25 protein-coding genes and 1 rRNA gene are annotated in these 26,468 nt (G+C 72.5%); 16 read left to right on the top strand and 10 right to left on the bottom strand.

Annotation, left to right across the window (positions count from 1 at the left end):
• Positions 1-21 precede the first annotated feature (21 nt).
• Together ABT345_RS27765 and ABT345_RS27760 are read left to right on the top strand one after the other, a co-directional pair.
• The gene (locus ABT345_RS27765; RefSeq protein WP_345078924.1) at positions 22-702 is read left to right on the top strand and encodes a hypothetical protein; all 681 of its coding nucleotides are present in this window, start codon (positions 22-24) and stop codon (positions 700-702) included.
• 103 nt (positions 703-805) lie between these two features.
• Positions 806-1,147 (top strand): DUF2516 family protein, encoded by a 342-nt coding sequence (locus ABT345_RS27760; RefSeq protein ID WP_345078921.1) that lies wholly within the window; start codon positions 806-808, stop codon positions 1,145-1,147.
• Between the two features lie 143 nt (positions 1,148-1,290).
• On the opposite strand, the gene ABT345_RS27755 is transcribed toward ABT345_RS27760, so the two are convergent.
• Positions 1,291-2,670, bottom strand: coding sequence for a PP2C family protein-serine/threonine phosphatase (locus ABT345_RS27755; RefSeq protein WP_345078919.1), 1,380 nt, complete (start codon positions 2,668-2,670; stop codon positions 1,291-1,293).
• Between the two features lie 435 nt (positions 2,671-3,105).
• Positions 3,106-4,332, bottom strand: a complete 1,227-nt coding sequence (locus ABT345_RS27750) for a C40 family peptidase (RefSeq protein ID WP_345078916.1) — start codon at positions 4,330-4,332, stop codon at positions 3,106-3,108.
• 330 nt (positions 4,333-4,662) lie between these two features.
• Between ABT345_RS27750 and pstS the strand changes: the two genes are divergently transcribed.
• The 4 genes from pstS (at position 4,663) to pstB (ending at position 8,797) form a co-directional block, all read left to right on the top strand.
• Positions 4,663-5,787: a phosphate ABC transporter substrate-binding protein PstS gene (gene pstS, locus ABT345_RS27745; RefSeq protein ID WP_345078913.1), complete on the top strand. Its 1,125-nt coding sequence runs from the start codon at positions 4,663-4,665 to the stop codon at positions 5,785-5,787.
• Between the two features lie 125 nt (positions 5,788-5,912).
• Positions 5,913-6,902 carry a phosphate ABC transporter permease subunit PstC gene (gene pstC / locus ABT345_RS27740; RefSeq protein WP_345078910.1) on the top strand — a complete coding sequence of 330 codons (990 nt, stop codon included), beginning with the start codon at positions 5,913-5,915 and terminating at the stop codon, positions 6,900-6,902.
• An 8-nt stretch (positions 6,903-6,910) separates the two neighbouring features.
• Positions 6,911-7,987: a phosphate ABC transporter permease PstA gene (gene pstA / locus ABT345_RS27735; RefSeq protein WP_345079857.1), complete on the top strand. Its 1,077-nt coding sequence runs from the start codon at positions 6,911-6,913 to the stop codon at positions 7,985-7,987.
• A gap of 30 nt (positions 7,988-8,017) precedes the next feature.
• Positions 8,018-8,797 carry a phosphate ABC transporter ATP-binding protein PstB gene (gene pstB, locus ABT345_RS27730; protein ID WP_345078907.1) on the top strand — a complete coding sequence of 260 codons (780 nt, stop codon included), beginning with the start codon at positions 8,018-8,020 and terminating at the stop codon, positions 8,795-8,797.
• A gap of 126 nt (positions 8,798-8,923) precedes the next feature.
• Here pstB and ABT345_RS27725 read toward each other — a convergent pair whose 3' ends face one another.
• Positions 8,924-9,922, bottom strand: coding sequence for an inorganic phosphate transporter (locus ABT345_RS27725; protein WP_345078904.1), 999 nt, complete (start codon positions 9,920-9,922; stop codon positions 8,924-8,926).
• Positions 9,923-9,931: 9 nt separating this feature from the next.
• Positions 9,932-10,552 carry a DUF47 domain-containing protein gene (locus tag ABT345_RS27720; RefSeq protein WP_345078901.1) on the bottom strand — a complete coding sequence of 207 codons (621 nt, stop codon included), beginning with the start codon at positions 10,550-10,552 and terminating at the stop codon, positions 9,932-9,934.
• A 194-nt stretch (positions 10,553-10,746) separates the two neighbouring features.
• Between ABT345_RS27720 and ABT345_RS27715 the strand changes: the two genes are divergently transcribed.
• Entirely contained in the window at positions 10,747-11,148 is a 402-nt protein-coding gene (locus ABT345_RS27715) for a metal-sensitive transcriptional regulator (protein WP_345078898.1), read from the top strand.
• Positions 11,149-11,174: 26 nt separating this feature from the next.
• Here ABT345_RS27715 and ABT345_RS27710 read toward each other — a convergent pair whose 3' ends face one another.
• Together ABT345_RS27710 and ABT345_RS27705 are read right to left on the bottom strand one after the other, a co-directional pair.
• Positions 11,175-11,360, bottom strand: a complete 186-nt coding sequence (locus ABT345_RS27710) for a hypothetical protein (RefSeq protein ID WP_386459375.1) — start codon at positions 11,358-11,360, stop codon at positions 11,175-11,177.
• A gap of 340 nt (positions 11,361-11,700) precedes the next feature.
• Complete coding sequence (locus tag ABT345_RS27705) at positions 11,701-12,549, bottom strand: SCO4651 family lipoprotein (RefSeq protein WP_345078892.1); 849 nt, start codon at positions 12,547-12,549, stop codon at positions 11,701-11,703.
• Between the two features lie 199 nt (positions 12,550-12,748).
• Between ABT345_RS27705 and ABT345_RS27700 the strand changes: the two genes are divergently transcribed.
• Entirely contained in the window at positions 12,749-12,982 is a 234-nt protein-coding gene (locus ABT345_RS27700; protein WP_345079942.1) for a hypothetical protein, read from the top strand.
• A 228-nt stretch (positions 12,983-13,210) separates the two neighbouring features.
• On the top strand, positions 13,211-14,809 hold the full coding sequence (locus ABT345_RS27695) for an FAD-binding oxidoreductase (protein ID WP_345078889.1): 1,599 nt from the start codon (positions 13,211-13,213) through the stop codon (positions 14,807-14,809).
• A gap of 91 nt (positions 14,810-14,900) precedes the next feature.
• Here ABT345_RS27695 and ABT345_RS27690 read toward each other — a convergent pair whose 3' ends face one another.
• Entirely contained in the window at positions 14,901-15,698 is a 798-nt protein-coding gene (locus ABT345_RS27690; RefSeq protein ID WP_345078886.1) for a phosphatase PAP2 family protein, read from the bottom strand.
• Positions 15,699-15,921: 223 nt separating this feature from the next.
• On the bottom strand, positions 15,922-16,929 hold the full coding sequence (locus ABT345_RS27685) for a bifunctional lytic transglycosylase/C40 family peptidase (protein ID WP_345078883.1): 1,008 nt from the start codon (positions 16,927-16,929) through the stop codon (positions 15,922-15,924).
• 287 nt (positions 16,930-17,216) lie between these two features.
• On the opposite strand from ABT345_RS27685, the gene ABT345_RS27680 reads away from it, so the two are divergent.
• The 7 genes from ABT345_RS27680 to ABT345_RS27650 all read left to right on the top strand — a co-directional run bounded on the left by ABT345_RS27680 (position 17,217) and on the right by ABT345_RS27650 (position 25,712).
• Positions 17,217-17,339, top strand: a complete 123-nt coding sequence (locus tag ABT345_RS27680; RefSeq protein WP_345078880.1) for a hypothetical protein — start codon at positions 17,217-17,219, stop codon at positions 17,337-17,339.
• A 456-nt stretch (positions 17,340-17,795) separates the two neighbouring features.
• Positions 17,796-18,104: a DUF8827 family protein gene (locus ABT345_RS27675; RefSeq protein ID WP_345078877.1), complete on the top strand. Its 309-nt coding sequence runs from the start codon at positions 17,796-17,798 to the stop codon at positions 18,102-18,104.
• A 549-nt stretch (positions 18,105-18,653) separates the two neighbouring features.
• A complete protein-coding gene (locus ABT345_RS27670) occupies positions 18,654-19,499 on the top strand; it encodes a DUF8175 domain-containg protein (protein ID WP_345078874.1) in 846 nt (281 codons plus the stop codon).
• Positions 19,489-20,775 carry a hypothetical protein gene (locus ABT345_RS27665; RefSeq protein WP_345078871.1) on the top strand — a complete coding sequence of 429 codons (1,287 nt, stop codon included), beginning with the start codon at positions 19,489-19,491 and terminating at the stop codon, positions 20,773-20,775. The genes ABT345_RS27670 and ABT345_RS27665 overlap by 11 nt, the downstream gene beginning before the upstream one ends.
• A complete protein-coding gene (locus ABT345_RS27660; RefSeq protein WP_345078869.1) occupies positions 20,772-22,331 on the top strand; it encodes an SCO6880 family protein in 1,560 nt (519 codons plus the stop codon). Before ABT345_RS27665 ends, ABT345_RS27660 begins: the two co-directional genes overlap by 4 nt.
• Positions 22,332-22,359: 28 nt before the next feature.
• Positions 22,360-23,826: an ATP-binding protein gene (locus ABT345_RS27655; protein WP_345079854.1), complete on the top strand. Its 1,467-nt coding sequence runs from the start codon at positions 22,360-22,362 to the stop codon at positions 23,824-23,826.
• A complete protein-coding gene (locus ABT345_RS27650) occupies positions 23,823-25,712 on the top strand; it encodes a type IV secretory system conjugative DNA transfer family protein (RefSeq protein ID WP_417833111.1) in 1,890 nt (629 codons plus the stop codon). Before ABT345_RS27655 ends, ABT345_RS27650 begins: the two co-directional genes overlap by 4 nt.
• A gap of 23 nt (positions 25,713-25,735) precedes the next feature.
• On the opposite strand, the gene ABT345_RS27645 is transcribed toward ABT345_RS27650, so the two are convergent.
• Together ABT345_RS27645 and rrf are read right to left on the bottom strand one after the other, a co-directional pair.
• Positions 25,736-26,260, bottom strand: coding sequence for a GNAT family N-acetyltransferase (locus tag ABT345_RS27645; protein ID WP_345078866.1), 525 nt, complete (start codon positions 26,258-26,260; stop codon positions 25,736-25,738).
• A 117-nt stretch (positions 26,261-26,377) separates the two neighbouring features.
• A 5S ribosomal RNA gene (rrf, locus tag ABT345_RS27640) occupies positions 26,378-26,468 on the bottom strand; the annotation flags it as partial.

Here is a 26,468-nt window from a genome sequence, read left to right as displayed (position 1 = left end):
GAATGCAGGAGGAAGCACCTCATGGCCATCACCGATGACCTCCGCAAGACGCTGACCGACCCGACCCCGCTGTACGCCCTCGCCGGCACCGCCGATCTGGCGGCCGAGAAGCTCGGTGAGGTGCCGGTGCTGGTCGAGCGGATCCGCGCGGAGGCCCCCAAGCACATCGAGGCGGTGCGGGCCACGGATCCCAAGGACGTGCAGGCGCGCGTCGCCCAGCAGGCCAAGGAGGCCCAGGGCAAGCTGAACGACCTGCTCGGCTCGCTCGACACCGACCTGAGGAAGCTCCGCGAGCAGGCGCAGGTCCTCGCGCTCCAGGGCGTCGGCCGGGCCGCCGAGTACGCGGTCAAGGCGCGCGAGACGTACGACGGGCTGGCCGAGCGCGGCCGCGGCGCGGTGCAGGGCTGGCGCGGTGACGCCGCCGACCACGTCGAGGAGCTGGCCGTGGTGATCGAGCCGGACCCGGCGCCGAAGACCGCCGCCAAGCCGGCGAAGGCCAACGGCACGGCGAACGGCACCGCCAACGGCAAGGCCGCGGCCAAGCCGACCCGGACCGGCGCGGTGCCCAAGCCGGTCACCAAGCCCGCCGCCCGGCCCGCCACCGCGAAGGCCGACGGCGCGAAGGCGGCCGAGGCCAAGTCCGCGAAGAAGGCCCCGGCCCGCAAGCCCGCCACCCGCCGGAGCACCCCGCCGTCGAAGTGACGTAGTTATCCCCACGGGCCGGGCACGCGACGGCGGCCCGGCCCGTTGTCCGGGTACGGTGGGCCGCGACGGCCCCGAGACGACAAGCAAGGTGGTGCGCAGCGTGCTGGTGTACGGATTCCAGTCCCTTCTGGGCTGGGCGCAGCTGGCCCTGGGCATCTATGCCGCGGTGATGCTGATCGACGCGGCGGTCCGCCGCGACGACGCCTACCGCGCGGCCGACAAGCAGACCAAGCCGATGTGGCTGCTCTTCCTGGCCCTCGCCACGCTGCTGCTCTTCGTCATGCCGCTGATGTCGTTCCTGCCGATCATCGGCGTGATCGCGGTGATCGTCTACACCGTCGATGTCCGTCCGGCCCTCCGCCACGCCACCGGCGGCGGGGGCCCGCGCCGCGGCGGCTCCAGCTCGGACGGTCCGTACGGGCCGTACAACGGCGGACGCTGAGCGGCCGGCCGGAGACACGGGGCGCACCACATCGGGTGGGCGCCCCGTTCGCATGCCCGGCGCCCCGCTGACGCGCCCGGCGCCCCGGCCCCGTCAGTCCCGGCCCGCGCCCCGCCGCTCCTGAGACCGGCCCGCCGGCCGCGTCAGCCGCGTCCGCGGGCCAGCCACAGCACCGCCACGTCGTCGGTCAGCTCGCCGCCGTTGAGGTCGCGGACCTCGTTCAGGGCGGTGTCCAGCAGCTCCTCGCCGGTCAGGCCCGCCGCCATCCGGCGGGCGACCAGCTCGGCCATGCCCTCCTGGCCCAGCCGCAGCCGGCCCTCCCCGACGTGCCCCTCGATCAGGCCGTCGGTGTACATCATCAGGCTCCAGGCGCCGCCCAGCTCGATCTGGTGGCGCGGCCAGCGGGCGTGCGGCAGCAGGCCGAGCGCCGGGCCGCCGAACTCGTACGGGAGCAGCCGCGGCGGGCCGCCCGCGCGGGAGAGCAGCGGGGCCGGGTGGCCCGCCAGGCACAGGCCGGCGCGGCGGCCGTCCGCGGAGATGTCGACGGTGCAGAGCGTCGCGAAGATCTCGTCGTCGGCGCGCTCGTGCTCCAGGACCTTCTGGAGGGTGGAGAGCAGTTCATCGCCGCAGAGCCCGGCGAAGGTCAGCGCCCGCCAGGCGATGCGCAGCTCCACGCCGAGCGCCGCCTCGTCGGGGCCGTGGCCGCAGACGTCGCCGATCATCGCGTGGACGGTGCCGTCCGGCGTGCGGACGGTGTCGTAGAAGTCGCCGCCGAGCAGCGCGCGGCTGCGGCCGGGGCGGTAGCGGGCGGCGAAGCGCAGGTCGGAGCCGTCGAGCAGCGGCGTCGGCAGCAGGCCGCGCTCCAGCCGGGCGTTCTCCTGGGCGCGCATCCGCGACTCGGTGAGCTGGCGCTGTGCGAGGTCGGCGCGCTTGCGCTCGACGGCGTAGCGCACCGCGCGGCTGAGGACCGCGCCGTCCAGCTCGTCGCGGAAGAGGTAGTCCTGCGCGCCGACGCGGACCGCCTCGGCGGCGCGTTCGGCGTCGGTCTCCGGCGTCATCACCAGGACGGCGTGGGCCGGGGCCATCCGCAGCACCGCGTGGAGCGCGCCGAGGGTGTCGCCGGCGCCGTCCGCCGCCGGGCCGTCCGCTTCGGTGGCGGGGGCGAGGTCGAGGAGGATGCAGTCGACGTCGTCGGTGAGCAGCCGCGCCGCCTCGGTGAGGTTGCGGGCGGTGCGCAGCCGGACCTTGCGGCCCGCCCAGTCCCACATGTCCGGGACGGTGCTGCTGGGGTCGGCGCCGATGAGGAGGACGGTCAGGCCGGGCCCGGAGCCGGTGTCGGCGGGCGTCTCGGGGCGGCGGGCGCCCGGGATCGGCAGCGTCGCCCCGCCGGCGGCCGCGGCGAGAAGGTGCGCGGGCCCGTCCACCGCGCCGTCCGGCGTGCGGCGTGCGGCGCAGACGTCACGGGCCGGGGCCGCCTGCTGCGACAGCACGGCCGTGCGCCGGTGCGGAACGGGTACGGACATGGCTCTGCTTCCTTCCCTCCCCCTGGGTCGTGGTCGCCGGCGCGGCGCCTGGCTCGCCGGGGGCCGCCCGGCGGGCGCGGGACGACGTGCGAAGGCGCTCCTTCAGGGCGGTCCCGGCGCGCCGTCCGGCGCACCAACGTGCCCGGTTGTGCGCCGCTCGTGGGGGAGAGCGGTGCGCCACCGGGCACCGAGAGTGCGACCATAGCGCCATCGGACACTTGTGCGGAATGACCCGTGGCACGCGGCACGCGTCATATGCCGCCGGGTATAAGCCATTTGACCTGGAGAGACCGGGAGAAGCCGGAAAGGGGATGACGAACATCACCCCGCCGGGGCCGGAACCGATCGCAATGCGCCACGGCGCGGCGACCGTCCGATAACGGCCTCGCCCGCATCGCCACCGGCAATCCGGGCGAGGCCGTCACGCTCATTCCGTCATTTATCGGGCCGTACGACACCGAGGATCGGCATCGAACCCGCCCCGGCGATCGTGACCTGCCGGCCCGGTCGCGGAGCGTGCACGATCGCCCCGTCGCCGAGATACATCCCGACGTGGCTGGCGTCGGCGAAATAGATGATCAGGTCCCCGGGGCGCAGGTCCGTGACGGCGACGCGGGGCAGCTGCCGCCACTGCTCCTGGGAGGTGCGCGGAATCGTCCTGCCGCCGGCCTGCCAGGCGCGCAGGGTCAGGCCCGAGCAGTCGAAGGTGTCCGGCCCCTCGGCGCCCCACACATAATCCTTGCCGATCTGCGCGGTCGCGAAGGAAACCGCTTTCCGGCCGGCGCCGGACGCCTTGTTGCCGATCTCCTTCAGGATGCCGGTGTCCAGCCATTTCTGCTGTTCGGCGCGGGCCCGGGATTCCTCCAGCTCTTTCAGCCGGTCCTTTTCCGCGGCGGCCAGCCGGGATTCGATTTCCTTCGCCGCATCGAGCTTCTTCCTGATGTCACGCCGCGCTTTTTCCTTCTTCACGCGTTCGGCGTCGAGGTGTTCCCAGCGGACGGTCGCGGAGTGCGCGTCGTCCCGGAGTCCGGCCGCAAGGCGGCTCAGTTCGGCGGCGACGTTCGCGGCGGCGCGCTGGCTCTTGCGGGCCAGCACCACGGTGTCGAGGTATCCCTCGGGGTCCGCGTGGAGCATCAGCCGCACCTCGTCCGGGACGCCCCCGGCGCGGTACTGCGCGCCGGCCAGCACACCGGCCTGCCGCTGGAGCGCGTCCCGGCGGCGCTGCGCGGCGTCGATCCGGCGGGCGAGAGTGACGATCTTCTTCTGCTCGTCGGTGACCTGTTCCTGCGCCGCGTTGTACGCGTCGGTGGCGCGCTCGGCGGCGCGGTAGAGGTCCTCGATCTGCCGGTGTATCCGGGCGAGCCGGTCCCCGTCGGCGCCCGCGTCCCGGCCGTCCGCCGCGCCGCCCGCCGCCTCCCGCGTGGCCGGGCGCCCGTCCGGCCCGTCGGCCGCCCGCCCGGCCGAGGCGTACGCCGCCGGGGCGAGCGGCCCGAGCAGTCCCAGCGCGCAGAGCACCACGACGGCGCGGGCGACGGCCCGGCCCCGCGGGGCGCGGCGCCCGGGCCCCGCCCCGCCTCGCACCGCGCCCGCGCCGGGTATGCCCCCGGCGTCCCGTCCGTCCGCTCCGCCCCCTGCGGCGTCCGCCGCCCCTTGGATCCCCACCCGCCACCTCCGGTCGTCGCGCACCGTTTCGTCTCCCCGTCGTCGTTGGCGCGGATGGTGCCATACCGATCGGTAAGTCAACAGAGGACGGGGCAATTCCCCGCTTTCGCGTGACTGATACATGCCAGAACGGACCGCCCCCAGCTGACGGGTGAGGTTCACCGTGCGTTCACTCTTCTCCATCGGCCGCTTCACTTGATCTGCCTAATTTCAGCCGTACCGAGTGCGCGTCACCGTCGCGAACCGATATGGGCTCCGGCTGACTCCGCACACTCCTGACACACCTCGCACGCCGGCCAAGCGGCGCGCCCCAGGAAGGAACTCTCGACAGTGAAGCTTCAGCGCAAGAACCGGGTTCGCGCCCTCGCGGTGGGCGCTCTCGCCGTCACCGGTGCCCTGGCCCTGACGGCGTGCGGCTCCGACGACACCAGCGCCGCAGGTGGCGCCGGCAACGCCGCCAAGGCCGGCAGCATCAAGTGCGAGGGCAAGGGCAAGCTGCGCGCGTCCGGCTCCTCCGCGCAGAAGAACGCCATGGACGTCTGGGTGCAGAACTACGCCGGTTCCTGCAAGGACACCGAGATCAACTACCAGCCGACCGGCTCCGGCGCGGGCATCACCACCTTCCTCCAGGGCCAGACCGCGTTCGCCGGCTCCGACTCGGCCCTCAAGCCCGAGGAGGTCGCCAAGTCCGAAAAGATCTGCAAGGGCGGCAAGGCGATCAACCTGCCGATGGTCGGCGGCCCGATCGCGGTCGGCTACAACGTGCCCGGCGTGGACAACCTCGTCCTCGACGCGCCCACCCTCGCCAAGATCTTCGACTCCTCGATCACCAACTGGAACGACGAGGCGATCAAGAAGCTCAACCCGGACGCCAAGCTGCCGGACCTCAAGATCCAGGCGTTCCACCGCTCCGACGACTCGGGCACCACCGACAACTTCACCAAGTACCTCAAGGGCGCCGCCCCCGACGCCTGGAAGCACGAGCCCGCGAAGACCTGGGAGGGCAAGGGCGGCCAGGCGGCCTCCGGCTCCGCCGGCGTCTCCTCGCAGGTCAAGCAGACCAACGGTGCGATCTCCTACTTCGAGCTGTCCTACGCGACGGCCGGGAAGATCCCCACCGTCAAGATCGCCACCGGCGCCAAGACCCCGGTCGAGGCCACCGTCGACAACGCCTCCAAGGCCATCGCCGAGGCCAAGCAGGTCGGCAAGGGCGACGACCTCGCCCTGGAGCTGAACTACGCCACCAAGGCCGAGGGCGCCTACCCGATCACCCTGGTGACGTACGAGATCGCCTGCGACAAGGGCAACAAGGCCGAGACCCTGCCGGCCACCAAGTCCTTCCTCACCTACATCGCGAGCGAGGACGGCCAGAACGCCCTGAAGGACCTGGGCTACGCCCCGCTGCCCTCCGAGATCGCCGACAAGGTCCGCAAGACCGTCGCCGCCCTCGCCTGATCCACCGGGCGGCGGCCCGACCCCGCCGTACGGCCCGGGACACCCCGCCGTACGGCCCCCGGGCCGCCGCCCGTCCGGTGCACCGCCGCGCCAGGAGCCCCCGGGCTCCGCAGACCGGAGAAACCATGACCCCCTCAGCAACCGCGACACCCGACGCCGCGCCACCGCCGGCCCCGGCCGGAGCCTCCTCCGTCTCGGGGAAGGCCCAGCGCCCCGGCGACCGGATCTTCCTCGGACTCTCCCGCGGATCCGGTATCGCCCTCCTGGTGATCATGGCGGCCATCGCCGCCTTCCTCACCTACCGGTCCGTGCTCGCGATATCCGGCGACCACGCCAACTTCTTCACCACCCTCGACTGGAACGCCACCGGCACCGAGCCGAAGTTCGGCATCGCGGTCCTGGCGTTCGGCACCGTCGTCAGCGCCCTGATCGCCATGGTCATCGCGGTCCCGGTCGCCGTCGGCATCGCCCTGTTCATCTCGCACTACGCCCCGCGCAAGCTGGCCTCCCCGCTCGGCTACGTCATCGACCTGCTCGCCGCGGTGCCCAGCATCATCTACGGCCTGTGGGGCGCGCTCTTCCTCGTCCCGCACCTCGGCGGGCTCTACGGCTGGCTCGACGACTACCTCGGCTGGACCGGCGTCCTCAGCTACGGCGGCGGCGCCGCCCGCTCGCTGTTCACCGTCGGCATCCTGCTGGCGATCATGATCCTGCCGATCGTCACCAGCGTCAGCCGCGAGGTCTTCCTCCAGGCGCCGAAGATGCACGAGGAGGCGGCCCTGGCGCTCGGCGCCACCCGCTGGGAGGTCATCCGCATGTCGGTCCTCCCCTTCGGCCGCTCCGGCATCATCAGCGCCTCCATGCTGGGCCTGGGCCGTGCGCTCGGCGAGACGATGGCCGTCGCCACCGTCCTCTCCCCCAGCTTCCTCATCGGCAAGAGCCTGCTCGACCCGGGCGGCGGCACCTTCGCGCAGAACATCGCCGCGAAGTTCAGCGAGGCCGACACCTTCGGCCAGGACGCACTGATCGCCTCGGGCCTCGTCCTCTTCGTGATCACCCTGCTCGTCAACGGCGCGGCCCGCCTGATCATCGCCCGGCGCAAGGAGTACTCGTGAGCGACGTCATGACGGAACGGCAGCCCCGCACCGAGGGGCCCGGCACCACGTCCGCACCGTTCTCCCTGAAGCAGGCCCGGCTCCCCCGCTGGACCCCGGCGGCCCTCGCCCTCGCCTCGGCCGCGATCGGCTGCGGCATCGGCCTCGGCGCCGGTCTGGACAGCCGCGTCCAGTGGGGTCTGATCGCGGCCCTGGTCTTCGTGGCCGCCACCTTCGTCCTGTCCGCCGCCGTCGAAGGCGCCCGGCAGGCCAAGGACCGCCTCGCCACCGGCCTGGTCTGGATGGCCTTCCTGCTCGCCGTCATCCCGCTGGCCTCCCTGCTGTGGGAGACGGTCGTCCGCGGCAGCAAGGTCCTGGACGGCTACTTCCTGTCCCACTCGATGGGCACCCTGCCGGACGCGCTGCCCGGCGGCGGCATCTACCACGCGATCATCGGCACCCTGGAGCAGGTGGGCCTGGCCACCCTGATCGCCGCGCCGCTCGGCCTGTTCACCGCGATCTACCTGGTCGAATACGGCCGCGGCAAGCTCGCCAAGGCCGTCACCTTCTTCGTCGACGTGATGACCGGCATCCCGTCCATCGTCGCCGGCCTCTTCGTCCTCTCCGTCTGGATCCTCATCCTCGGCTTCGGCCCGTCCGGCTTCGCCGGGGCGATGGCGCTGGCGATCTTGATGGTCCCGGTCGTGGTCCGCTCCACCGAGGAGATGCTCAAGCTCGTCCCGAACGAGCTGCGCGAGGCCTCCCTCGCCCTGGGCGTCCCGAAGTGGCGCACCATCCTCAAGGTCGTCCTGCCGACGTCGATCGGCGGCATCACCACCGGCGTGATGCTGGCCGTCGCCCGCATCACCGGCGAGACCGCACCGGTCATGCTGCTGGTGTGGGGCGCGAAGACGATCAACAACAACCCGTTCCAGGACGCCCAGCAGTCCCTGCCGCTCTACGTCTTCCAGCAGTGGCAGCAGGGCTCCGACGCGTCGTACGACCGCGCCTGGGCCGCGGCCCTCGTCCTCATCGCCTTCGTGATGATCCTCAACCTGGTGGCCCGCGGCATCGCCCGCTGGAAGGCCCCCAAAACGGCCCGCTGACCGCGCGTCCAGAAAGAAGCAGTGATCCCCATGGCCAAGCGAATCGATGTCAGCGGCCTCTCCGCCTTCTACGGCAACCACAAGGCCATCGACGACATCTCCATGAGCGTCGAGCCCCGCTCGGTGACCGCCTTCATCGGCCCCTCCGGCTGCGGCAAGTCAACGTTCCTGCGCACCTTGAACCGGATGCACGAGGTCACCCCCGGCGGCCGCGTCGAGGGCAAGGTCCTGCTGGACGACGAGGACCTCTACGGCGCGGGCGTCGACCCGGTCGCGGTCCGCCGCACCGTCGGCATGGTCTTCCAGCGGCCCAACCCGTTCCCCACCATGTCGATCTTCGACAACGTCGCGGCCGGTCTGCGGCTCAACGGCACGGTCAAGAAGAAGTCCGAGCTGTCCGACATCGTCGAGAAGTCCCTCAAGGGCGCCAACCTCTGGAACGAGGTCAAGGACCGCCTGAACAAGCCCGGCTCCGGCCTCTCCGGCGGCCAGCAGCAGCGGCTGTGCATAGCCCGCGCCATCGCCGTCGAACCGCAGGTCCTGCTGATGGACGAGCCGTGCTCGGCGCTGGACCCGATCTCCACGCTCGCCGTCGAGGACCTCATCGGCGAGCTGAAGGAGCGGTTCACGATCGTCATCGTGACGCACAACATGCAGCAGGCGGCGCGCGTCTCGGACCGCACGGCGTTCTTCAACCTCTCGGCGGTCGGACAGCCCGGCACCCTCGTCGAGATCGACGACACCGAGCGGATCTTCTCCAACCCGTCCGTCCAGGCGACCGAGGACTACATCTCCGGCCGCTTCGGCTGAGCCGGCGGCCCCACCCGCGTCCTGCGGTGCTGCATGGCGGTGCCACCGCACGACGAAGGGCCCGCCCCCACATCGGGGGCGGGCCCTTTCTCCGTACGGGTGCGCCGGGCCGGAGCCCGGCGCGGGTCAGCCGAAGGCCAGCTTGATCACCCAGTAGGCGACCGCGGCGACGATCGCCGCCGCCGGCATCGTGATGAACCAGCCCATCACGATGTTCTTGGCGACACCCCAGCGCACCGCGCGCGAGCCCTTGGTCGAGCCCACGCCCATGATCGCGGAGGTGATGACATGCGTGGTGGAGATCGGCGCGTGGAACATGAACGACGCGGTGTACATCACCGACGCCGCGGTGGTCTCCGCCGCGAAGCCCTGCGGCGGGTCCAGCTCGATGATCCGCCGGCCCAGCGTCCGCATGATCCGCCAGCCACCCGCGTACGTACCGAGCGACAGGGTGATCGCACAGACCAGCTTCACCCAGACCGGGATGGCCGCGCTGGCGTCCTGGACATCGGCGATGACCAGCGCCATCACCACGACACCCATGGTCTTCTGCGCGTCCTGGAGACCGTGGCCGAGCGCCATGCCCGCCGCCGAGACCGTCTGCGCTATGCGGAAACCGCGCTTGGCGCGGTGCGGATTGGCGCCGCGGAACAGCCAGAGGATGACGACCATCACCAGATAGCCGAGCACCAGGCCGATCACCGGCGAGATGAACATCGGCAGGACGACCTTCTCGATCACCCCGGTCCAGATCACCTCGGTGCCCCCCGCGAGCGCCGCGCCGACCATGCCGCCGAAGAGTGCGTGAGAGGAGGACGACGGTAGACCGAAGTACCAGGTGACGAGGTTCCAGACCACCGCGCCGAGCAGCGCGGCGAACAGGATCCCCATCCCCTTGCTGCCCTCGGGCGTGGAGATCAGCCCCTCGCTGACCGTCTTGGCGACCCCGCTGCCCAGAAAGGCACCCGCGAGGTTCATCACGGCGGCCATCGCCAGCGCCGCCCGGGGCGTCAGCGCCCGGGTCGACACCGAGGTGGCGATGGCGTTCGCCGAGTCGTGAAAGCCGTTGGTATATGTGAAACCGAGCGCGACCGCGATGGTCACGACTAGCGCGAAGGTGTCCATGGCCGGGGCTCAGGACTCCTTGACCGCGATGGTCTCGACGGTGTTGGCGACGTGCTCGAAGGCGTCCGCCGCCTCCTCGAGGATGTCCACGATCTGCTTGAGCTTCAGCACCTCGATGGCGTCGTACTTGCCGTTGAAGAGGTGCGCGAGCAGCTTGCGGTGGATCTGGTCGGCCTGGTTCTCCAGACGGTTGACCTCGATCCAGTACTCCGTGAGGTTCGACATCGTGCGCAGATTCGGCATCGCCTCGGCGGTCAGCTCGGCCGCCCGCGCCAGCACCTCGATCTGCTGTTCGATACCCTTCGGCAGCTCCTCCACCTTGTAGAGGACGACGAGATCGACGGCCTCCTCCATGAAGTCCATGATGTCGTCGAGCGACGAGGCGAGGTTGTAGATGTCCTCGCGGTCGAAGGGCGTGATGAACGAGGAGTTCAGCTGGTGGAAGATCGCGTGGGTCGCGTCATCCCCTGCGTGCTCCGCCGCCCGCATCCGTTCGGCGATCTCGGCCCGCGCGGAGGTGTCCGCCCCGAGCATTTCCATCAGGAGCTTCGAGCCGGTGACGATGTTGTCCGCGGATGCGGCGAACATGTCGTAGAAGCTCGTCTCCCTGGGGGTCAGACGAAAGCGCACGTGAAATCCTCGGGGTGCATCGGTTTCGGTCGAGTTGATGCTAGGCGCATCATCCAGCCACTGCTTACCAGCATTCCTTCAGTGTCGCGCATCGGGCAGCATGCTCTGCACGGGGTACCGCCGGTACCCGGAAAATTCGGTACCATATACCCACCAGGGGTATATGAATCGACGGGATACCACGGGAGACGGCCATGACGACCACGGACGCCGGCACGGACGGCACCACCGAAACCGCCCCGGCCGCCCCCGCGCCCGAGCCGAAAACCGCCCCCCAGGGCGACCCGAACGCCGTCACCGACCACGACCGCGGCATCCACGGCTACGCCCACCAGAAGGACGCCCACCTCAAGAGATTGCGCCGCATCGAGGGCCAGATCCGCGGCCTGCAGCGCATGCTGGAGGAGGACGTCTACTGCATCGACATACTCACGCAGGTCTCGGCGAGCACGAAGGGCCTGCAGTCCTTCGGGCTCCAGCTCCTGGAGGAGCACCTGCGCCACTGCGTCGCCGACGCCGCGGTGCACGGTCCCGAGGCCATCGACGCCAAGGTCCAGGAAGCCACCAAGGCCATCGAGCGGATGCTCCGCACCTGAAGCCGCCCGGCGCGGCGGCCGCCGGGTCACCGCTCGGCGGACCGCTCCCGCCGCCGCCCGTCGACGTCCAGCAGCTCATCGATCCGGTCCGGGCTCAGCCGCTCCTCGCTCGCGGCCGCCGCGGCGATCATCAACTCGCCGATCAGCTCGATCTCGACGAGGGCCACGCGGTCCTGAACCGTCGCATCGCAGGTCACGGTCACGGACGACACCTTCCTTCGCGCGCCTCCCCCTCCGAGGCGGACACCGCCCAGCGTAAGGACGGCACCACCCGCCGCCCATGGCACGGAAGGACCATTTCCGGCACCCCCGCCCGGGTGGCGGGCCACCCCCCGGGCCCGCTCCGGAGAAGGCCGAAAACCGACGGTCAGGAAGGCGATCTTCCGGCGCGGCGGCCGCTATGGGGCTCGCCGACGGCCGCTCCGGGCCCCGGCCCGGCAGCCGATCCGGACCCCGGCCCGACGGGCGCACCCGGCACCACCCGCCCCGGCCCGGCACCCTTACCCGCCCCCTCGCCCGCGACCCCGCCGCGGCCTCACCCCTGACACCCCGTCATTCCCCCGTGGCCGCGATCCGCCCCGTGTAGATCGCCTCCCGCGGCGGCAGCGCCACCTCCGGCCGCCGGCCGAAGCCGTCGAGCTGGGTCGTCGACGTCACCGCCGCGCCGCGCCGCGACCCGTTGGCGAAGCGGTAGTGCTGGCTGACCCGGCGCAGCCGACCGGCCCGGTCCAGATAGACGTCGAACGGCACCCGCCGCGTGGTGAACCCTTTTTCCGCGGCCGTCAGCACCGGCCGGATCCGCGCCGACGCCGCCCCGGCGGCCGCCGCGAGGTCCGCCGTCCCGCTGTAGTGCCGCACCGCGACGCCGTCGACCCGCGCCTCACCCCGGTACGTCACCTCCCGCGCACCCCGCAGCAGTTCGGCCGCGGCCAGCGGATCGGTGGCCCCGCCGGTGACGAGCGCGCCGTCCGCCAGGCCCGTCGCATCGATCCGCACCCACTTGTCCGCGGGCACCCCGGCCCCGCGGTTCTTCATGTAGAGCGCGCCCGGCACCAGGATCTCGGTGACCGGCTGCCGCGGCCCGTGTCCGTCGCCCGCCGCGTCCGGCAGCGTCAGCCGCAGCCGTCCCGTACCGCGCCGGAAGTCGTACTCCCCGCGCCCCCGGATCGCCACCCGGGTGCCGCCGCTGACCGTCTCCATCGTCGAGGTGACCCGCGCCCCGCCGGCCCGCAACAGCGCATCGGCGCTTGCCCGCACCGCCCGCCCGGCCGCCGGGGAGTCCGTACCCGGCAGCCCGTCGGCGGCCGCGCCGCCCGGCGAACACCCCGCCGTCAACAGCCCCGCCCCGCACACCAACGCCGCGACGACCGCACCCGGCTCCCGTCTGACCTGCGCCACCATCGCCTACGAGCCCCTTCGGCCGCTTCCCCTGGGCGGACCCGGAACGGCCGGTGCGGAAGCCGCCGACGGGCGCTCCGCTCACCGGCGGTCCGCATCCCGCGGCCCGTCCCGGACGGCCGGTTCCGCACCGGCCGCCCCGTTCAACGACCGTTTCCGGGGCCCGTCACGCCCCGCCACCCGGGGCGCGTAGCGTGACGGGGTGACCGATCGCGCCCCGCACCCCCACCCCTCGGGCCCCTCCGTCCCCGGCCCCGCGCCCGCCGCCGACGACGCCCCCGCCGACCCCGCCGGGCACCGCACCTCCACCTCCGAACGCGGCTCCTTCATCTCCGCGGGCTGCACCTGCGGCTGGCGCGGCGCCGCCCGCCGCGCCCGTTCCCAGGCCCGTACGGACGCCGAACGCCATCTGACCGCCGCCGCGCGACCGGAATGATCCGCCGTCCGGGAACCGTCAACTGCCCGGCCGCATCTGGGTAGGGAGAGAACGACGGCACCGGACACCGGCCGGCGCGCCGACCTGACGGCCCCTCGGGGCCCACACGCGCCGCCGGAGCGCCGCCCCCACGGCGGCGCCGCACGGCCCGGTGCCGCACCCCCTCGGCCACCGGCCGGACCCGTGGCCGTACGGGGACGCCGGATCACCACGAGGGGACATTTACCCATGAAGCGCCGCACACTCCTGCAAACCGGTGGCGGTCTCGCGGCCACCTCGGTCGCCTGGGCCACCGGCTGCACCACGAACGGCGCGGCCCCCGGCTCCTCCGCCTCCGCGACGACGGCCGGCGGGGCGCTCAGCACCGGCGCCACCACCGCCTCCTCCGCGAAACCGGCCGCCACCAAGGCCGGTTGGAGCGCGCTCGCCAAGAGCCTCGACGGCAGGCTCATCCGCCCCTCGGACGCCGCGTACGCCATGGCCGGACGCCTCTACAACACCCGCTACGACTCCCTGAAGCCGTCGGCGGTCGCCTATGTCGCACACGCCTCGGACATAGCCGAGTGCCTCTCCTTCGCGCGCCGCTACCGCACCCCCGTCGCCATCCGCAGCGGCGGCCACTCCTACGCGGGCTACTCCAGCGGCAACGGCAAGCTCGTCATCGACGTCTCGAAGCTCGACAAGGTCGGCGCACCCTCGGGCGGCGAGGTCGCGATCGGCGCGGGCGCCAAGCTCATCGACATCTACACCGGCCTCGGCGCCCACGGCGTCACCCTGCCCGGCGGCTCCTGCCCGACCGTCGCGATATCCGGCCTCACCCTGGGCGGCGGACACGGCGTCACCTCCCGTGCATACGGACTGACCTGCGACTCCCTCATAGGCGCGACGGTCGTCACCGCCGACGGCAAGACCGTCGAGTGCGACGCCTCGCACCACTCCGACCTCTTCTGGGCGCTGCGCGGCGCCGGCAACGGCAACTTCGGCGTCGTCACCGACCTCCGCTTCCGTACGCACCCGGCGCCGCGTTCGGTTATGGCGTACATGACGTGGCCGTGGGCGAAGGCGGCCAAGGTGCTGGGCTCCTGGCAGAAGTGGGGACCCTCGCAGGCGGACGAGATATGGTCCGCCTGCCATCTGGACGCCCGCCCCGGCGGCACACCCGCCGTCTCCGTCGCGGCGTTCTCCATGGGCGGCTACCGCGAGCTGCAGAACGCCGTCGACCAGCTCGCCGACCAGTCCGGCGGCCCCGGCCCCGCGGCCACCGTGCGGCTCACGCCCATCGACCACCTGGACGCGATGGAGGCGTACGCGGGCTGCTCCTCCAAGACGACGGCGCAGTGCCACGCCCCGGGTACGCTGCCCGGCCAGACCGCCCCGGGCAAGCTGGGCCGCGAAACGTACGCGGCGCGCTCGCACTTCTACGACCGGCCGCTGTCCGCGTCCGGCATCCAGACGGCCCTGGCGCAGATCGAGAGCGGCGGCCGCAAGGGCGTGACCGGCAATGTCGCCTTCACCGCGCTGGGCGGCGCGATCAACCGCGTCGGCGCCAAGGACACCGCGTTCGTCCACCGCGGCTCACGCTTCCTCGCGCAGTACCTGGCGTCCTGGCCGGCGGGCGGCCCGTCCGCGGGCCGCACCGCCTGGCTCGACGCCTTCCACGGCGCGATGCGCCGCCACGCCTCCGGCGCCGCCTACCAGAACTACACCGACCCGTCCCTGACGGACTGGAAGTCCGCCTACTACGGCTCGGCCGCCGGCCGCCTGGACACCGTCAAGCGGACGTACGACCCGCAGCGGCTGTTCAGCACGTTCCCGCAGGCGCTGTAGGAGCCGTACGGGGTGGGGCACCGGGCGGCGCGGCGGGACGCGGCCGGGCGCGGACGCGGCCGGGCCCAGGGCGCGGCCCGGCGCGCCGCCCTCACGCCGCCAGGTCGCGTTCCGGCCCCTTGCCGCCGGGCAGCGCCGCACGGGCGGCCGGCAGCCCCGGACCGTCGGCCGCGTCCTGCGCCGCGTACCGCTCGCCGTAGGTCTCCGCGAACGTCTGCGCGTACGCCGCCTCGACCGCCGCCTCCGCATCGGGCGTCCGCACCGTCTCCGGGACGCCGGGAGCCCGCACCAGACGGCCCGCGCGGGAGCGGCCGAGCCGCGTCATCAGCGGTACCAGCAGCGCCTGCGCGGGCGGTGCGAGCAGCAGCACCACGGCGGTGCCCAGCGCGAACCCGCCGATGACGTCGGTCGGGTAGTGCACGCCGAGGTAGATCCGGCAGAACCCTTCGAGCAGCGCCAGGCCCATGCCGATCAGGCCGTAGGAGCGGCGGACGAGGAAGAGGCCGGCGCCGACCGCCATGGCGAGCGTCGCGTGGTCGCTGACGAACGAGAAGTCGGTCTTCCCCGGGACGAGGACCGTCAGCCCGGCGTGGTCGCGGAACGGGCGGGGACGGCCGACGATGGCCCGGATCGGGATGTTGGCGAGCAGCGCGAGGCCGGCGGCGAGCGGCGCCCACACCAGCCCGGCGACCGCGGCGGGCGCCCCGGCGCGGCGCCGCACGGACCACCAGGCGAGCACGCACAGCACGGCGAGCGCGGCGAGGACGCCGTATTCGCCGAGATACTCCATGGTGTGGTTGACCCACCGCGGAGCATCCTTCGCGAGGCCGTTGATGCCGCCGAGCACGTCGGCATCCGGGTCCGGCCCCACCAGTGCGAGTCCAGCCATCTGCTGCGACCCCTTATCTTCCGCGCGCGCGAGCGCCGTGTGTGTGCTGCCAGCCCCCGTGGTCGTCCCGTACCGCCGTACCGCCACACCGGGCGCGCTCCCCCGCCGCAACCGTCCGACGCCAGGAGAACGCGCTCGTCACCGTGGTCGTTCCGCTCTCCACCGGAAGATCACCAGCCTGTTGTCCCAGCGTGACCCACCCCGGGCGCCGGGCGCCTCATGTTCACGCGGTGTTCGCAGCGGGCAGCGCTTTCGCGCCATCGGAGGTGACACGGGTGGCGCCGATGTAGTCCGGCACATCGATCTTGTCGAACCGGATCAGCGCACCCGTGTGCGGCGCGTTGACCATGTAGCCGCCGCCGACGTAGATGCCGACGTGGTGGATCGACCGCGGGTCCGTCAGATCGTTGGCGAAGAAGACCAGATCGCCGGGGAGCAGTTCGTCGCGCCCGGGGTGCGGACCGGCGTTCCACTGGTCGTTCGCCACCCGCGGCAGCTCTATGCCGACCGAGCGGTAGGCCGCCTGCGTCAGCCCGGAGCAGTCGAACCGGCCGTTCTGCGCGGCGGTGCCCGTACCGCCCCAGAGATACGGCGTACCGAGCTTCTCCTGCGCGTAGTAGATGGCCGCGGCGGCCTGCTTCGACGGGGCGACCGGCGCGCTCGGCGCCTCGAAGCTCTTGGCGAGCGTGGTGATCGTCTTGACGTAGTTCTGCGTCTCGTTGTACGGCGGGACGCCGCTGTACTGGATGACGCGGTAGGCGCCGGCGTTGTACGCGGCGAGCATGTTGTGCGTGGCGTCGCCCGGCGCGTCCTTCACGTACTGCGCCAGCTCACAGTCGTACGACGCCGCCGACGCGATGGCGTCCGCCGGGTCCCAGACGTCCTTCTTGCCGTCGCCGTTGCCGTCTATGCCGTGGGTGGCCCAGGTTCCGGGGATGAACTGCGCCATGCCCTGCGCGGCGGCCGGGCTCTGGGCCCTGGGGTTCCAGCCGCTCTCCTGGTAGAGCTGCGCGGCCAGCAACGAGGGGCTGATCGCCGGACACAGCTGCCCCCACTTCTGCACCAGCGCCTGGTACTCCGCGGGCACCGCGCCCTTGGCCAGCCCGAGCGCCCGCCCACCGGTCACACCGACCAGCCCGGCGGCCGCGGTGTACGTACCGATCACGAGCAGCGCGACCAGGCCGAGCATCAGCCCCGCCCCGATACCGCCTGCAATCCAGAGTTTCCGCACGCCCCAACCCTCCCCCATCCGGGCTCACTTCGCCGCCGATTCCCCGCCACCCCTGGAAGTTCCCACCGCACGGCGGCGCACACCTCGGCGCAGGGGGCGCTCACCGGGGAGCGGCGTACGGCCGAGAGGCTACCGGGCGCGCCCGGAGCCGGCCGGGCCCCGGGCGCCGCCCCGCGACCGGGCCGTCCGCCGGGCGCCCGGCCGTGCGCAACGGCACACCCCGGACCCGTCCGAGCGGCCCGCGGGTACGCGACACTGGAGACGAGGAACGAGGACAGGACACGGACATGGACTCCAGCAACCCGAAGCAGATGAACAAGCACCTCTGGTGGCGCGTGGCGTACTTCCTCTTCGCCATCCACATCGTGGCCCTGTTCATGATCTTCGTGATGTCCCACGTGCCGAAGTGACGGCGCGGCCGGCCCCCCGGCGCGGCCGGAGTGACGCCGTGCCGCCGTAATGCCCTGACGCCCTGACGGCGCGACGCGGAACCGCAGCGCCCCGCGCCACGTCCCTTCTCCCGGGAGGGACGCACACCCCCGGACCTGCCCGAAGGCCCCGCCCGGGCCTGCTCCCGAACCACCTCCGGCCCCCGCATACCGGCACCCTCCTCGGTCCGCCCGTCGGTACGCTTCAGTCCATCATTGCTCACGGTTATCATACGTGATACACACAGTGACATCACATGGGTGTGCCGGGTGGCGTGGGGCGCCGCGTGGGCCGATCCTCACCTCGCCCCTACGAGATCCGCGCAAGAATGCCGCCAAGTCGACATCCGGTGGTGTCTTTGTCGGCGAAGATGGAGACTGACCCCTGTCAGATATTCAGGGGACCACAACTACCCATAAAGGGGCGGTGAGTTCAAATTGTTCATTGCGGCTGATAAGGGCGACATCAGCACCATCATCGGTGGAATCGCCCCGGACTGGGGCCCGTTCGGCACCCTGGGCAACGAAGCGCGCGTGATGGTCGAGGTCATCATGGCCGTCGCGATCCTGATCTGCCTGGGCATCGCCTTCTGGGGCGCCGCCAAGCAGCGCATCGGCGCCACCGCGCTCCGCGACACCTTCAGCGCCGAGCAGGGCAAGGGCCTGATCGTCGCCGGCCTCACCGGCGTCTTCATCATCGGCTCCCTCGGCACCCTCTTCACGATCGTCTACGGCATGGCCGTGTAGCGCGCACCGACGCCCCGGCCGCCCCCTCCGGGCGGCCGACGGCCCGTCACCTCCCCGCCCCCGCAGGCCCCGCGGCCCGATCGCGCCGCCGCACCCCGGGCCGGACCGGACCCGCCATCGGCGCCACCGCATGCGCCCCGTCCGCCGCCCGTGTGCCTCCATCCACCCCCCGACGGCCCCACCTCCCGCGCCGAGGCCCCATGCTGACGTCCGCCCACCCCTGCACGGCCGGCCCGCCGGCCCGCCCCGGCACGCCCGCGACCAGCGGACCGGTTGGGGCGGCCACCCCGTGGGGACAGGTCCGTCCGGAAGGAAGAAGGCCACCGCGGGAGGCGGCGAAGCGGGTGCACACCAAGGGGACAAAAGCCCCGCAGTCCCCCATTCGCCCCCACCGCACAGCAGCTGAGGACCCGTCACCGTGAGATGTACTCGCACCACTTCACCCGAGCCGTCGACCACGCGGCTACGGTCATACGAGGGCGGCCCCACACCGGCGGGGACGGCGAAGACGGCGGAGACGGCAATGGCGGTTGAGGGGGCACGTACGCGATGAGCACCAGCGACGACGGCTACGGCGGCGACTACACGAGTCCCACCGGCCAGACCCGCACCAGACTTCCGGAGAACGAGGGCGACTCCTACGGCTCGGGACGCCGCTCCCGCAGCGGACTGTCGAGCCGCAACCTCATCGCCGTCGTCGGCGTGGTGGTCCTCCTCATCGCCGCCATCGCCTTCGCCAACCGCGGCTCCTCCACAGGCCCCGCCGCCGACACCGCGGACGGCGCCCCGGGGAAGGGCCCCGCGGCCCGGCCGACCGCCCCCACGGGTACCGACCCGGTGACGGGCAGGAACGGCACCATCGCCGCCGGCTTCGCCAAGACCGAACAGGGGGCGCAGTCGGCGGCGGCGAATTATGCGGTGGCGTTGGGGTCCTCCGACATGTTCGACGACCAGAAGCGCCACCGGATCGTCAGCACGATCATGGCGCCGTCCGTCGTCGGCACGCTCCAGAAGGACCTCGACCACGCCTACGCGACCGACGCCCGCAAGGCCGTCGGCCTGAAGCCGGACGGCAGCACCCCCGCGGGCCTGACCTTCATCTCCCGCACCATCCCGATCGGCACCAAGTCCACGGCCTACGCCGGCGACGAGGCAACCGTCGACGTGTGGTGCACCGGGCTTCTCGGCATGGCGGGCACCGGCTCCACCAGGCCGGTGACGACCACGTGGTTCACCATCACGATGAAGCTGACCTGGACCGGCAAGGACTGGAAGGCCGTCTCCCAGACGCAGAAGAACGGCCCTGCTCCGGTCAGCGGAGATGTCCCCGCATCCGGGGCGAAGGAGATCGCAGGTGCGGTCGAAGGGTTTGGAGGGTTCACCTATGCCCGGTAACAGCCGCCGCGCGTTCTCGGTCGTCACGGTTCTCGCCGCCGTTCAGGCCTCGGTGTTCATGTTCGCCACCCGCGTCATGGCCGCCCCCGGTCCCGAGCCCTCGCCGACCAGGGAACGCTGCAGCATCCTCAGCGGTCCCGCCAGGGAGAACTGCGAACAGCGCAACGGACCGGGCGGCGGCAGCACGCCGAGCACCCCGTTCGACAACAACCCCCTCGACCCCCTCACCTCCCTCGCCAAGGGCTGCGCCAAGGCCGCCGCCTGGATCGTCGACAAGCTGGCCGACGCCGTGAAGGCGACCTCGAAGGTCGACTTCACCAACTCCGCGTTCCTGCGCCAGTACGCCGTCGTCTTCGCCGCCTCGACCGTCCTCACCCTCGTCCTGTGGCTGCTCGCCGTCGCCAAGCGCGCCGTGCGGGGCGTACGGCTGACGGAGGCGATCAGCGAGGCCGTCGGGTTCCTCTGGCTGACCGTGCTCGCCTCCGCGTTCACACCGCTGATCCTCTACACCGTGGTCTCCGCGACCGACGGCGTCACCGAGATCATCGCGAAGGGCACCGGCGCGAAGACCGACACCTTCTTCGGCGCGTTCTCCGAGGCGCTGACCAAGGGCACCGACATCGGCGGCGGCCCGATCATGCTGATCGTCGTCTCGCTGGTCTCCGTGCTCGCCGCCGGTGTGCTCTGGCTGGAGCTGGTGATCCGCGCCGCGCTGCTGTACGTCGGCGCGCTGCTCGGCACCGTCGTCTACGCCGGGCTGGTCGACAAGAACATGTGGGGCCACGTCCGCCGCTGGGCCGGGATCATGATCGCCGTGATCATGGTGAAGCCGGTCATCGTGATAGTCCTCGGCATCGCCGGCGCGCTCTCCTCCGAAGAGGGCCCCAACGCCTTCTCCGCCGTCGTCTCCGGCCTCGCGATCATCATCCTCGCGATCTTCGCCAGCGCGATGATCTACCGCTTCGTCCCCGGCTTCGGCGACGAGATGATCTCCGCCCGGACGAACAAGGGCCGCGCCACCGACGGCAGCCAGGCAGCCGCCATGGTCTCCTCCCCCGCCGCCCTCGTCTCCCAGGGCATCAAGACCCACAGCACCCGCAAGTCCGACGGCGGCGGCCAGCCCCAGGGCGGCGGCCAGTCCCCGGCGAGCAGCGTGGCCGGCGGCGTCGCCGCGCACAGCAGCCGCACCGCCCCGCCGGCCCCCCGTACCAACCCCGGCACCGGCGCCCCCGGCGGCTCCCGCACCGGCAAGTCAGCAGGAGGTGAGGGGCGGTGACCACACCCCATCCGATCGCGCCCCGCAGGACGTATCTGATCGGCCGCGCCCGGCCCAACGCCGTGGTCGGCAAGAACCGCGAGACCGGCGAGATCGCCCTGATCATCGCCTCCGCGTTCCTCGGCGTGCTGTGCGGCCTGGTGGTCCAGGTCCTCGCCCTGCGGATCATCGCCCTCACCGGCTTCCCCGTGCTGGGCCTGGCCGCCGTGTACGTCCCGTACAAGGGCCGCACGTTCTACAAGTGGTTCGAGATCCGGCGCAGCTACCGCCGCACCCTCCGCCGCGGCACCGCCTACCGCTCCGCCGCCGCCGAGTCCGGCACCCGGCTCGACGGCCGCGAGGTCGAGATCGGCCCGCCGCCCGGCATCGGCCGCATCAACTGGCTCGCCGCCCCCTTCGGCCCCGACGAGATCGCCGTCCTCCTCCACGCCGACCGCCGCACCGTCACCGCCGCCATCGAGATCGAGGGCCCCGGCGTCGGTCTGCGCGACAGCGAGGACCAGGAGGCGCTGGTCGACCGCTTCGGCACGCTGCTCAAGCACGTCGCCAACGGCGACGGCTTCGTCACCCGCCTCCAGGTGCTGGCCCGCACCCTGCCCGCCGACCCGGACGCACACGCCAAGGACGTCGCCCAGCGCGGCGACACCACCTCCCCCGCCTGGCTCCAGGAGTCGTACGACCAGCTCCAGTCGATGGTCTCCACCTCCTCCGAGCAGCACCGCGCCTACCTCGTCGCCTGTATGCACTACGACCGCGAGCTGGCCGCCGAGGCGATCACGATGGCCCGCGCCGCGGCCGCCCACCACAGCGGCTCGTCCCACGGCAAGCTCGACCGCGACGCCGGCCTCGCCGTCGTCATGGCCCGCGAGCTGACCGACATCTGCGCCCGCCTCGCCGAGGCCGACATCCGCGTCCGCCAGCCGCTCGGCCAGGCCCGCCTCGCCTCCCTCGTGCACTCCATGTACGACCCGGACCACCCCATCGACCACATCCAGGCGATGAGCAAGCGCAACGCGTGGCCCGCCGAGCTGGACGCGATGGAGCCGACCTACCTCCAGGCCAAGACCCGCGAGTCGACCACCCGCGCCCCCTGGTGCCACGCCACCGCCTGGATCAAGGAGTGGCCGCTGACCCCGGTCGGCGTCAACTTCCTCGCCCCGCTGCTGGTCCACACCCCCGACGTCATCCGCACCGTCGCGGTCTGCATGGACCTGGAGCCCACCGAGATCGCCATCGAGCGGATGCTGACGGAGAAGACCAACGACGACGCCGAGGCCAGCCGCGCCGCGAAGATGAACCGCGTCGTCGACCCCCGCGACGTCGCCCACCACGGCCGCGTCGACCAGCGCGGCGAGGACCTCGCCTCGGGCGCCGCCGGCGTCAACCTCGTCGGCTATCTGACGGTCTCCTCCCGCTCCCCCGAGGCGCTCGCCCGCGACAAGCGCACCATCCGCGCCTCGGCCGGAAAGTCCTATCTCAAGCTGGAGTGGTGCGACCGCGAGCACCACCGGGCGTTCGTCAACACCCTGCCGTTCGCGACCGGAATCCGCCGCTAAGCCGCTGGGAGGCGCGTACGTCATGGCCATGCTCGATCCGCTCGCAGCGCTCACCGACGCCTTCACCAGCTTCCTGTTCGGGAAGGTGGAGACGACGCGGCTGCCCGTACGCACCTCCACCGGGCAGGCGCAGGCCGTCTACCTGCCCACCGCCGCCCCCGGCCTCGGTGACTCCGGCGTCATCATCGGCCGCGAGGTCTACAGCGGCAAGGGCTACATCTACGACCCGTTCCAGCTCTACGGCCAGCAGCTGCCGGCCCCGCACTGGCTGGTCCTCGGCGAGTCCGGCAACGGCAAGTCCGCGCTGGAGAAGACGTACGTCCTGCGCCAGCTCCGCTTCCGCGACCGGCAGGTCGTCGTCCTCGACGCCCAGGGCGAGGACGGCGTCGGCGAGTGGAATCTGATCGCCGAACAGCTCGGCATCACCCCCATCCGCCTCGACCCGACCGCCGCCCTCAACGGCGGCATCCGCCTCAACCCGCTCGACCCGTCGATCACCACCACCGGCCAGCTCGCGCTGCTGCGGACGATCATCGAGGTCGCGATGGGCCGCGGTCTGGACGAGCGCTCCGGCTTCGCCCTCAAGGTCGCCCACTCCACCGTCCTCGGCGAGTTCGGCGACGGCGGCGACGACTCCGGCGCGCCCCGCCAGCCCGTCCTCACCGACATCGTCGAGCAGCTGCGCCACCCGGAGGCGGAGGCCGCCGAGGCGATGAACGTCGACATAGACGATGTCCGGGCGTGGGGCCTGGACGTCGCCCTCGTCCTCGACCGCCTCGTCGACGGTGACCTGCGCGGCATGTTCGACGGCCCGACGACCGCCGGCATCGACCTCGACGCCCCGCTGATCGTCTTCGACCTCTCGCACATCGACCGCAACTCCATCGCCATGCCGATCCTCATGGCGATCGTCGGCGTGTGGCTGGAGCACACCTGGATCCGGCCGGACCGCAAGAAGCGCATCTTCCTGGTGGAGGAGGCGTGGCACATCATCAACTCCCCCTTCGTCGCCCAGCTCTTCCAGCGCCTGCTGAAGTTCGGCCGCCGCCTCGGCCTCTCCTTCGTCGCCGTCGTCCACCACCTCAGCGACGTCGTCGACGGCGCCGCCGCCCGCGAGGCCGCCGCCATCCTCAAGATGGCCTCCACCCGCACGATCTACGCCCAGAAAGCCGACGAGGCCCGCGCCACCGGCCAGGTCCTCGGCCTGCCACGCTGGGCCGTCGAGATCATCCCGACCCTGACCCCCGGCATCGCCGTCTGGGACGTCAACGGCAACGTCCAGGTCGTCAAGCACCTCATCACCGAGGCGGAACGCCCGCTGGTCTACACCGACCGCGCGATGACCGAGGCGTCCGAGGTCTCCGCCTCCTCCGCCCTGCCCACGGACGAGGCCCGGGCCCTGGAAGCCGCCGCCGACGCCGAGGCCGAACAGCGTGCCGAGGCCCTGGCCCTGGCCCGCCAGCTCCAGGGCGAGTCCAGCGAGACGGTGGCGTGACGCCCCCGCCCGACCCGACCGGCCACCCGGGGGCGTACGACGACCGCTACGCGCCCCCCGGCGGCCGCTACGGCCACGACCCGCGAGACGGCCGCCCGGGCGCGTACGACGGCCGGCCGGAGGCCTACGACGACCGGTACGCCACCGGACCGCACGACCCCCGGTACGGCGCGCCCCGCGGCCCCCGCGCCCCTCGGCAGCACGGCGGCGTCCCCGACGCCCTGCTCGTCGGCCTGCTCGCCTTCCTCCTCGGTCTGAGCGTCCTGATCTGGACCGCGACCGGCCTCGCCGGGCTCCTCAGCCACGGCGCCTGGCCGGACGCCGTCACCTACTCCGGCACCCCCACGGCCCTGCGCCACCTCATCGCCGAACCCCACGACCTCCCCGGCGCCTGGCCCACCACCCCCAAGGCCCAGCTCTCCGGCTACGGCCTCTTCTGGGGCCTCCTCGTCGGCGAACTGATGGTCCTCCTGGTCCTGACCCTCTTCGTCCTGGGCACCCTGACCCGCTACCGCGCGCTCCGCCGAGCCCGCCGCGCAGGCACCCACCCGGCCCCGTCCCCGACACCCCCTACGGGACCGGCCACGCCACCGGGTGACGCGGCCTCACACACCCCTACGGGTACGGCTTCCACCCCGGCTTCCCCTACGGAGACGGCCCCCGCACCCACTACGGGCACCCCCCTCGGCACAACCGCAACAGCCGCGGGCGCCACCACGTCTCCCGCACCGGCCACGCCCGCCCCCAGCGCCCCTACGAGCACACCTCCCGGCGCAGGAACGGACACGGGAACGGGTCCGGGCCTCGGCCCCGAAGCTCCCGGCCCAGCCGAAGCCAACGGCACGCCCGCAGCCCCCGGCGCCACGCCGGCCCCGGCACCCGCCGCCGCTGTGGCCACCGCGGCCACCGCCACCGCCGCCGCAGTGCCCACCGCCCCGTCCGCCGAACCCGCCCTCCCCCGCATCCACTTCGGCGCCGACCGGTCCGCCGCCACCGCCGCCGCGCTGGCCGCCGTCGCCGCCGCACCGGGCCCCGTCGTCCTCGCCACCACCGACCCGTCCCTCTGGTCGGCCACCAAGGACGCCCGCGCCAAGCTCGGCCCGGTCCTCGCCTACGACCCGGCGCACCGCCTCGACACCCCGTCCCGCCTCCGTTGGTCACCGACGGCCGGCTGCGAGGATCTGGCCACCGCCACCACCCGCGCCGCCGCGCTGCTGGCCCCCGTCCAGCCGCACAGCGCCCTGGACGCGGCCGTCACCGACGCCGCCCGGACGCTGCTGCGCTGCTGGCTGCACGCCGCCGCGGTCGACGGACGCCCGTTCCGCCAGCTGCACCGCTGGGCGCACGCCACCGGCGGCGCCCAGGAAGCCGTCCGCATCCTGCGCACCGACCCGCGGTGCGCCGCCGGCCAGGCAGGCGAGCTGGAATCGGTGCTGACGGCCCATCCCGAACGCCGCGACCAGGCGAAGGAGTTGGCGGGCCGCGCCCTGTCCGCCCTCGGCTCCGTCCACATCCGGGACGCCTGCAACGCCCAGCGCCCCGACACCCTCGCCCTCGACGCGTTCGTCGACGAGGGCGGCACGCTCTACGTCGTCGGCGAGGCGCTGGAGGACCCACGCCCCGACCCGGGCGCCATGCCGCTGCTCACCGCGCTCCTGACGCACGTCGCCGAGCATGCCCGCCGGCTGGCCGCCCGCACCCCCACCGGCCGCCTCGACCCGCCGCTCACCCTCGTCCTGGACGACATCGCCGCGCTGGCGCCGCTGCCCGCCCTCCCGGACCTCCTCCGCACGGACCCGCCCCGCGGCCTGCTCACCCTCGCCACGATGCGCTCCCCGGAACAGGCCCGCGCCCGCTGGCCGTACGCCGCCCTGCCGCTGCTCTGAACCCCGCCGCGAGGAACGGCCGCCTACAGCCGGGACAGCGCCATCTCCCGCTCGACGGCCCCCGGGTTCTTCGGATCCGCCGCCGTCTTCCCCGTCGGCACGAACCCCAGCGCCCGGTACAGCCCTTCCGCCGAAGCGTTCTCCTCGTGCACCCACACCCGTACGCGGGACACGACCGGCTCCGACAGGCTCCACGACCAGCCGAGCGCCGCCTCGAACAGCTCCCGCGACAGCCCCGTCCCCCGGTGCTCGGGCCGTACGTACACCGCGACGACCTCCGTCTGCGGCACCTCGGCCCCGTCGTCCAGCCGCACCACGACCATCCCGCCCCAGCTGCCGTCCGGCCCCTCGCCGATGAGCGTCAGCGTGGTGCCGCTCGCATCGCTCCGCGCGGTGTGCCGCTGCCAGTACTCCGCCGGCTGCGCCGCCGCTTCCTCGAACGTCTGGTGAAACGCCACCCGCGCCGCAGGATCGGCCAGCGCCGCCAGCCTCAGCTCCTTGAGCCGCTTCCACTCGTCCGCCGTCACCGGTCTGATCAGGTACCCCATCGCCTCAGCATCGCAGTGCCCGCCGCCGGGGACCAGCGAAATCCGGATCCTGAAACACAAAAAAGCTCCGGCCCCCAGGAACCATCACTGATTCCCGGAGACCGGAGCTGAAGAATTGTTCGGCGGCGTCCTACTCTCCCACAGAGTCCCCTCTGCAGTACCATCGGCGCTGAAAGGCTTAGCTTCCGGGTTCGGAATGTAACCGGGC

The sequence above is a fragment of the Streptomyces sp. NPDC000404 genome, assembly GCF_040300365.1.
Lineage (GTDB): Bacteria > Actinomycetota > Actinomycetes > Streptomycetales > Streptomycetaceae > Streptomyces > Streptomyces ramulosus.
Note: the sequence above shows the minus strand (reverse complement) of the source record. Positions and strands in the feature narration are given on the sequence as shown.